Origin of the sequence: Bacillus sp. Nf3, assembly GCF_003028545.1 — a bacterium.
GTDB classification, from domain to species: Bacteria; Bacillota; Bacilli; order Bacillales; family Bacillaceae; genus Bacillus; species Bacillus safensis.
In genome coordinates this window covers 1-560 of record NZ_PYUA01000077.1, presented here as the reverse complement: position 1 = coordinate 560, position 560 = coordinate 1, and the positions used below count along the sequence as shown (strand labels likewise).

The 560-nt window shown below is 67.3% G+C and carries 1 protein-coding gene; it reads left to right on the top strand.

Annotation, left to right across the window (positions count from 1 at the left end; all coding sequences use genetic code 11):
• Window positions 1-560 (top strand): YhdP family protein (locus tag C9414_RS20920; protein WP_219909138.1); only part of this gene is annotated, 560 nt, incomplete at both ends.

The following is a 560-nucleotide window of genomic DNA, read 5'->3' as shown; positions in this document are numbered from 1 at the left end:
GACTGGCCGTTCGACAACCACGATGGCCGCTTCGAGGCCACCGGCCACATCACCCAGGGTGAGATCCGCTTCCAGCACGACTGGCCGTTGATGAGCCAGGTCGATGCCGATATCGCCTTCATCGGCCCCGGCTTCGACATGCGCGGACGCGGTGATCTGGCCGGGGTGGCGGTGCAGACCTTCGAAGCGGGCATTGCCGACTTCGGCCAGCAGCCCCTGTATGTGCGCGCCGACGCGCAGAGCGAGGCCGGCAGGCTGCTGGCGATGCTGCGGCAAAGCCCGTTGCACAAGGACTACGGCGACACCCTGGACAATCTCAGCGCTGCCGGCCCTGCGCACGTGACGTTCGATCTGCTGCAGCCGCTGCACCACGATGAAGGGGGCGGCCATCTGCAGGGCACGGTCGATCTGGCCGGCGTGAAGCTGGTCGACAAGCGCTTCCAGCTGGCCTTCGACAACATGCACGGGCAGGCGCGCTACAGCAATGGCGGTTTCGATGCCGAGGAACTGTCGGTGCGGCATCTCGGCCAGGACGGCCGCCTGAGCCTGCGTGCCGGTGG